The sequence below is a fragment of the Amycolatopsis sp. NPDC047767 genome, from assembly GCF_040704195.1.
GTDB lineage: Bacteria > Actinomycetota > Actinomycetes > Mycobacteriales > Pseudonocardiaceae > Amycolatopsis.
In genome coordinates, this window is sequence record NZ_JBEYSJ010000044.1 from 68947 (window position 1) to 76130 (window position 7184).

The 7184-nt window shown below is 69.3% G+C and carries 8 protein-coding genes; 6 read left to right on the forward strand and 2 right to left on the reverse strand.

The annotated features are described in order from the left end of the window. Nucleotides 1-7 precede the first annotated feature (7 nt). Entirely contained in the window at nt 8-568 is a 561-nt protein-coding gene (locus AB0878_RS44055; RefSeq protein WP_366588291.1) for a hypothetical protein, read from the forward strand. A gap of 18 nt (nt 569-586) precedes the next feature. Here the strand turns inward: AB0878_RS44055 and AB0878_RS44060 are convergent, their stop codons facing one another. Together AB0878_RS44060 and AB0878_RS44065 are read right to left on the reverse strand one after the other, a co-directional pair. Next, nucleotides 587-1246, reverse strand: coding sequence for a TetR/AcrR family transcriptional regulator (locus tag AB0878_RS44060; protein WP_366588293.1), 660 nt, complete (start codon nt 1244-1246; stop codon nt 587-589). A gap of 32 nt (nt 1247-1278) precedes the next feature. Then, nucleotides 1279-2055, reverse strand: a complete 777-nt coding sequence (locus tag AB0878_RS44065) for an enoyl-CoA hydratase/isomerase family protein (protein ID WP_366588295.1) — start codon at nt 2053-2055, stop codon at nt 1279-1281. A gap of 136 nt (nt 2056-2191) precedes the next feature. On the opposite strand from AB0878_RS44065, the gene AB0878_RS44070 reads away from it, so the two are divergent. The 5 genes from AB0878_RS44070 to AB0878_RS44090 all read left to right on the forward strand — a co-directional run. Continuing rightward, nucleotides 2192-2458 (forward strand): hypothetical protein, encoded by a 267-nt coding sequence (locus AB0878_RS44070; protein WP_366588297.1) that lies wholly within the window; start codon nt 2192-2194, stop codon nt 2456-2458. 29 nt (nt 2459-2487) lie between these two features. Further along, the gene (locus tag AB0878_RS44075; protein WP_366588299.1) at nt 2488-4518 is read left to right on the forward strand and encodes a hydantoinase/oxoprolinase family protein; all 2031 of its coding nucleotides are present in this window, start codon (nt 2488-2490) and stop codon (nt 4516-4518) included. A gap of 3 nt (nt 4519-4521) precedes the next feature. Beyond that, entirely contained in the window at nt 4522-6450 is a 1929-nt protein-coding gene (locus AB0878_RS44080; protein ID WP_366588301.1) for a hydantoinase B/oxoprolinase family protein, read from the forward strand. A 9-nt stretch (nt 6451-6459) separates the two neighbouring features. Beyond that, nucleotides 6460-6855, forward strand: coding sequence for a carboxymuconolactone decarboxylase family protein (locus AB0878_RS44085; RefSeq protein ID WP_220243675.1), 396 nt, complete (start codon nt 6460-6462; stop codon nt 6853-6855). Continuing rightward, nucleotides 6852-7184, forward strand: a 333-nt coding sequence (locus AB0878_RS44090) for an SDR family NAD(P)-dependent oxidoreductase (RefSeq protein ID WP_366588304.1), incomplete at its 3' end; no start/stop codon positions are given. The genes AB0878_RS44085 and AB0878_RS44090, both read left to right, overlap by 4 nt.

Consider the following 7184-nt stretch of genomic DNA (forward strand, 5'->3'; position numbering starts at 1 on the left):
TGCCCGCATGGAGTCCGGCCAGGTCTCGGTGTGGGTCCCGATCGTCGTCGCGGTGCTCGGCATTCTGGGGGTGGTGAGTGGCCAGCTGATCAACGTCTGGCGCGAGGAACGCCGGTGGGCGCGCGAAGCCGTGCGGGAGGACCAGCGCTGGGCGCGGGAACGCCGGCGCGACATCGACGCCCACTGGCGTGAGAAGCGCTTCGACGTGCACATCGCGGTGCTCGCGGCCTTCCGCGACTGGGAGCGCGCGCTGGAGAAACCCGTCGCGGCGCGCGAGGCCGGCCACGAGCCCGGCGGCCTCGACGAGCTGCGCGCCCTCGACGACCGGGTGCAGGAGGTGTTGTCCAGCCTGATGATCTTCGGACCCCGGGTGCTCGCGGTCGCGGCCGACGAGGTCTACCTCGAGTTCCGCCAGAGTCACGACTACGCGCTCGGCCTGCGGGATCTCGGGGCGCCGGTGAAGAAGCAGCGCTACCTCGGCGTGCTGCTGCTCGGCCTGCGCCAGCAGGTCCGCGAGGCCCTGCAGATCACGGCGGGGCCGGACGAGGAAACCCCGGCCCGCGCTTGACTGCGGTACACGAGCAGGTCAGGCGGGGACACGAGCGCGGAAGGCCGCCACCCGCTGCTCGAGATCCGCCACGTCGTACCCCGGGCTGCAGAACCCCGAGATCAACGTCGCGCAGTACTCGCGCGACAGGAACGCCGCGTCCCACGGACCGTCGGGACGGGCCCACTGATACGTGTGGTTGTGCAGGTTCAGGAACTGCAGCATCGCCAGCCGCGGGTCCAGCCGCCGGAACGCGCCGGAGTCCATGGCCGCCGTCAGCAGGTCCAGCACGATGCGCTCGAACTCACGGCGCTGGCGCAGCAGGCGGGCGCGGTTGGCGCCGCGCAGGTGGCGGTAGTCGTGTTCGTACACCCAGATGTGGTCGAGGCGCGCGAGGATGATGTCGAGCAGCGTCTCGGACAGCAGGCGCAGCCGCAGGACCGGGTCCTCGTCGAGGGTGGCGATGCGGCGGGCGGCGGTGAGCAGCGGGCGCAGCACGCGGTCCTGGATCTCGACCAGGAGGTTCTCCTTGGACCCGATGTAGTAGTACAGCGCGCCCTTCGCGAGGCCGGCGACCTGACCGATCTCGGCGATGCCGGTGGCGGCGTACCCCTGTTTGGCGAACAGCGCGGCGGCCTGGTCGATGATCTCCTGGCGCTTGACCTCGTAGCCGGGGCCGTGTCCCGGTGGTCTCGGCATGCTTCCCCTCCGCTGCTGGCAGACACACCACTCTAGGCGTCACGGTCGAACGCGGCCTTGCCCGGTCCGTCGCGCAGGAACGACGCCATGCCGGTGTCGCGGTCGCGCGTGGCGAACAGGCCGGCGATGAGCGAGCGTTCCAGGGCCAGGCCCGCGGCGATCGAGGAATCCAGCCCGTGGTCCACGGCCTCCTTCACCGCCTGGATCGCGAACCGGGGCCCGGCCGCGAGAACCTGCGCGTACTCCAGAGCCGCGGCGAGCGGATCCGGCGCGATCCGATCCACGAGCCCGAGGGAGAGTGCTTCCGGAGCCGCCACGCGCCGTCCGGTCATCAGCAGCTCCTTCGCCCGGGACGGACCGATGAGCCGCGCCAGCCGTTGCGTGCCGCCGGAACCCGGGATGATGCCGAGCAGCACCTCGGGCTGGCCGAGCACCGCGGTTTCCGAAGCCACGCGGTAGTCGGCCGTCAGCGCGAGCTCCATGCCGCCGCCGAGTGCGTAGCCGTTGACGGCCGCGACGACCGGCATCGGGAGTTCGGCGAACCGCGTGAACGCCTTCTGCAGCGCGCGGTTCCAGCCGAGCACCTCTTCGAACGAGAACCCCGCCAGCTGCTTGATGTCCGCTCCGGCCGCGAACACCTTCTCGCCGCCGTAGAGCACCACCGCGTGCACCTCGTCGGAGTCCGCCAGGCGCGCCGCGGTGTCGGCCAGCGCGTGGCTCATCCCGGTGTCGAAGGCGTTGAGGGGCGGGTGGTCCAGGCGGACCGTCGCGACCCTGCCGGTGATTTCGACGTGTAGCCGTTCCGTCATCACTGAAGCTCCTCACCTCACCCGGTCCGGGCTTGTCAGGCCGCGATCAGGGTCCTACAGTGCTTCCCATCACGGTTTCTTAGACCGATTGGTACACGAAACTCGGCAGCGGCACAACACACCGGAGTGATGGCCCATGGACGCAGTCGAATCATCCGTCCCCGAAGGACTTTCGGTAACTCGCGAAGAGGTCACCGACGCCGATCTGCAGGCGCTCGGCGTGAACCTCGAGCGCGATTTCCCCGGTTCCACCGCAGCGGACTTCCGCCGCTACCCGGTGCTCTCGGAAGGCGGTTGGTTCACCGTCGTCAAGCACCAGAAAACGCTCGAATCGGTGAGCCGTGAAACCGGCCCGCTGCTCGGCCCCATCGTCCTCACCTCCGACGGCCTCGACGTCAACTGACCACGAATCACCGAAAGGCGGGTAGTTCCATGATCGGAGTAGACGTCGGCGGCACGTTCACGGACGTGGTGGCGATCGCCGATGGCGAGATCAAGACCGTCAAGGTCGCCACGGACGTGCGCACCACCGAACGCGGTGTGCTGCGCGGTGCCGAAGAGGTCGGCGTGAGCGCGTCCGAGGTCTTCAACCACGCCAGCACCCACGGCCTCAACGCGATCATCACGCGGCGGCTGCCGAAGATCGCTTTCCTGACCACGCTGGGACACCGGGACATCCTCGACATCGGCCGCACCTGGCGCCCGGTCGAAGGCCTGACGAACCCCGCGTGGCGCCGCTCCTACGGCGACGCGAACCGGCCGCTCGTGCCCCGGTACCTCCGGCGGGGCATCCGCGAGCGGCTCACCGCCGACGGCGGCATCCTGATCCAGCTCGACGAGGACAACGCCCGCGAAGAGCTGGCCGTGCTGCGCAAGTGCGGCGTCGAAGGCGTGGCGATCTGCCTCATCAACGCATACGTGAACAACCATCACGAAGAGCGCCTGCGCCAGCTCGTGCACGAGGAGCTCGGTGACATCCCGGTGTCGATCTCCAGCGAGGTCTCCCCGCTCGCCAAGGAGTTCGCGCGCGCGTCGACCACGGTCATCGACGTCTTCATGCGCCTGACCTACGACGCCTACACCAAGCGCCTCGACGCCGGCCTGCGCGACCTCGGCTTCACCGGCGACCTCAACTTCGCCGACTGCGCCGCGCAGCTCGTGCGTTCCGACGTCGCGATGGAGCACCCGTTCCGGATCGTGTTCGCCGGTCCCGCGGCGGGAACCGTGTCCAGCGCCCACTTCGGCGGCCTGATCGGCGCCGGGAACCTGCTGTGCGCGGACGTCGGCGGCACCTCATGCGACATCAGCATGGTCAGCGACGGCAAGCCGTTCGTGAACACGACGTTCGAACTCGAACACGACCTGATCGTGAACGCACTGTCCAACGAGGTCTCCAGCATCGGTGCCGGCGGCGGCAGCCTCGTCACGATCAACCCGGCCGGTGAGCTGAAGGTCGGCCCCGGCAGCGCGGGTGCCGACCCCGGCCCGGCGTGTTACGGCCTCGGCGGGCAGCAGCCGACGACCACCGACACCTGCCTGCTGATGGGCATCATCGACCCCGACGGGTTCGCCGGCGGCCGCATGAAGCTCGACCCGGACCTGTCCCGGCAGGCGTTCGAGGCGCTCGACTCGAAGCTGTCGTTCGAGCAGCGCGTGAGCTACGCGTTCAACATCGGCGTGAACAACATCGCCGAGGGCGTCGTGAACATCGCCATCCAGCACGGTGTCGACCCGCGCGACTACAGCCTCGTGGCGTACGGCGCGGCCGGCCCGATGCTGCTGCCGGCAGTGCTCGACCTCGTGCACGCGGCCGAGGTCATCGTGCCGCCGCACCCGGGCCTGTTCTCCGCACTGGGCCTCGTCAGCTCCGACCTCGTCTACGCCGACAGCCGCAGTGCGTACACGCTGCTCACGTCGGAGGCGGCCGAGCAGGTCGACAAGGTCTACCACTCCATGGAAGAGCGGCTGCGCGAACGCTTGCAGGAGAAGGACCGCGACAACGTCGAGTTCGTCCGCAGCTTCGACGGCCGGCTCGCCGGCCAGACGTGGGAGACGCCGTTCATCGGCGTGCCCGCCGGCACGATCGACGCGGAGGCCGTCGCCACGATGGTCGCGAACTTCCACGAGGCCTACGCCGAGCGCTCGGGCAACAAGTTCGAGGCGCTGCCCGTGCAGGGCGTGACCTACCGCGTCCAGGCCGTCGCGAAGGCCGACAAGGTCGAGTACCCGAAGATCCCGGAGCGCGCCGCGGGCGAGACCCTGCAGCCCACGCGCACGCTGAAGATCCGCTACCTCACCGAAGACGTCCTCGACGCCGGTGAGTACCAGCGCGCCGACCTGCGCGTCGGCGACCAGGTCCCCGGCCCCGCGGTCGTCCGCGAACCGCTGTCCACCACGTTCCTCGTCCCGGGTCAGGTCGCGACCGTCGGGACCTACGGCGAGCTGCGCATCCGGAAGGCGTGAACCATGACCTCTCTGAAGGACCTCGACGACGCCCAGTTCGCCGAGCTGTACGGCTCCGACCGCTTCACCGCGTCGGTCCTGTCGAGCCGCATGCGCTACATCGTGCAGCACATGTGCACCGGCCTGCTCAACAACGCGTTCTCGCTCATCCTGCGCGACTGGTACGACTTCGCGGCGACGATCTCCGGCCCGCCGGAGCAGAACTACCCGATGTCCTCGGTGAGCAACAGCCTCGCGATGTTCCTCGGCACCATGTCCGAGGCGGTGCGCAACACCATCGAGGAGTACGGCCCGGAGAACCTCGAGCCGGGTGACGTGATCATCTGCAACGACCCGTACCGCGCGGGCAACCACGTGAACGACATCTGCTTCATCCGCCCGGTCTTCCACGAGGGCAAGCTGATTTCGCTCGTCACGCTGCGCGCGCACCAGCTCGACATGGGCGGCGTGATCCCGGCGGGCTTCTCCGGCACGAAGCGCAACGTGTACGAGAACGGCCTCGTGATCGCGCCGATGCAGCTGTACCGCAACGACAAGCCGGTGAAGTCGGCGTTCAACCTGATCTTCGACAACGCCCGCTACTGCGCGCTGCTGCTGCCCGACATCAAGACGATCTACCAGAACCTGCTGCTGGGCGAGAAGCTCATCAACGAGAGCGTGGAGCGCTACGGCGTCGACGCGTACCTCGGCGCGATCCGCTACTCCACCGACGTGTCGGCCGAGTCCATGAGCAGCGCGCTCGCCGAGCTGCCGGACGGCGTGTACGAGGCCGAGGAAGGCATCGACTGCGACGGCGTCGACGACAGCGTCGAGTACAAGATCCGGCTGAAGATCACCAAGGCCGCCGACCGGATGGAACTCGACTTCTCGGGCACCTCACCGCAGGCGCGCACGTCGATCAACGCCGGCATCCTCGACACGAAGACCGCCGTCGGCGTCGCGCTGAAGTTCCTCATCGACCCGGCCACGCCGTTCACCTCGGGCGCGTACCGGCCGATCGACATCGTGCTGCCGGCGGGCACGTTCATCAGCGCCACCCCGCCCGACGGTGCGGTGTTCCTGTACTGGGAAAGCACCGGACCGGTGCTGCTCGCGGTGTTCCGCGCACTGGAGAAGGCGCTGGGGCGCAAGGCCGTCGGCGGCGACTACGGCTCGCTGAACATCCACAACGCCAACGGTGTGCTCGCCGACGGCACGCCGTGGGTCACCACCGCGCAGTGCGGCGGCGAGCACGGGCCGTGGGGTGCGACCGAAGCGGGCGACGCGGACAGCTACTCCGTGGTCTACCAGGCCAACAACCTGGACCCGGCCACGGAAGCCATCGAGTCCGAGCTGCCGGCCGTGGTGCTGCGCAAGGAGTACGCGCCAGACAGCGGCGGCGCGGGCGACAACCGCGGTGGCGCGGCCGTGCTCAAGGACACGCTGTACCTGACGGACGCGGAACACTGGTCGAGCCCGCTGCACACCAAGACCGCGAGCGGGGTCGGCGTCTACGGCGGTGAGGCCGGCGCGCTCGGCGCGACCTGGGTGTTCCACCCGGACTACAAGAACGTCACCAAGGACAAGGACCTCATCGGCACCGAGCCCGAGGTCTACGCGGGTGCCACGCCGGTCGCCGGGATGCTCGACCCGAAGACCAAGACCGTGGATCCGAACGGCGAGTACTTCTACTTCGCCAGCACGCCGGTGTGGCACACCAAGCCCAACGCGGTGTTCCGCTACCTCACCAACGGCGGTGGCGGCTGGGGTTCGCCGCTTCAGCGCGACCCCGAGCGCGTGTGCCGCGACGTGCGCGACGAGTACGTGACCATCGAGGGCGCGTACCGCGACTACGGCGTGGTGATCTCCGGTGACCCGCACGGCGACCCGGAGAACCTGAAGATCGACCTGGAAGCCACCGCCAAGCGCCGCGCCGAGCTGGCCGCGAAGTAGGGAGGACCGTTGTCCGAGAACGGGACGGACGTCGACCGGCAGAACAAGCTCAGGGAGACCTTCCTCGCCGAGCGCGGGTACTGGAACACGTTCTGGGAAGGGCTGCTGAGCCTCGACCCGGACTTCTTCGAGGCGTACCTGAACTTCTCGGCCGTGCCGTGGCGCAAGGGGGTGCTGGAGCCGAAGGTCAAGGAGCTGATCTACACCGCGATCGACGCCTCCACCACGCACCTCTACGAGCCCGGGCTGCGTCAGCACATCCGCAACGCGCTGGGCTACGGGGCCACCAAGGAGGAGATCATGGAGGTGCTGGAGCTCACGAGCGTGCTCGGGATCCACACCTGCACCCTCGGGGTCCCCGTGCTGATGGAGGAACTGGCGGCGCACGAGCAGAAGTCCGCGTGAGCCACGGAGTACTCGACCCGCGCGGCCCGGCTTCCCTGGCCGGGGCGCGCGCGGTCGTGACCGGCGCGGCGCGCGGGATCGGCAGCCGGATCGCGGTCGAGCTCGCGCTCGCCGGGGCCCACGTCACGGTGCTCGACGCCCGCGATCCTGCCGCGACCGTCGCCGAGATCACCGAGGCCGGCGGTTCCGCCGCCGGCCTGGTGGTCGACGTCACCGACCGCACCGCCGCCGCCTCGGCCATGGCCGAGGCGGCGGGGCCGGGCCAACGGCTCGACGCGCTGGTGACGTGCGCGGCCATCTACGGCGAGACGATGCGCCGCGACGAGCAG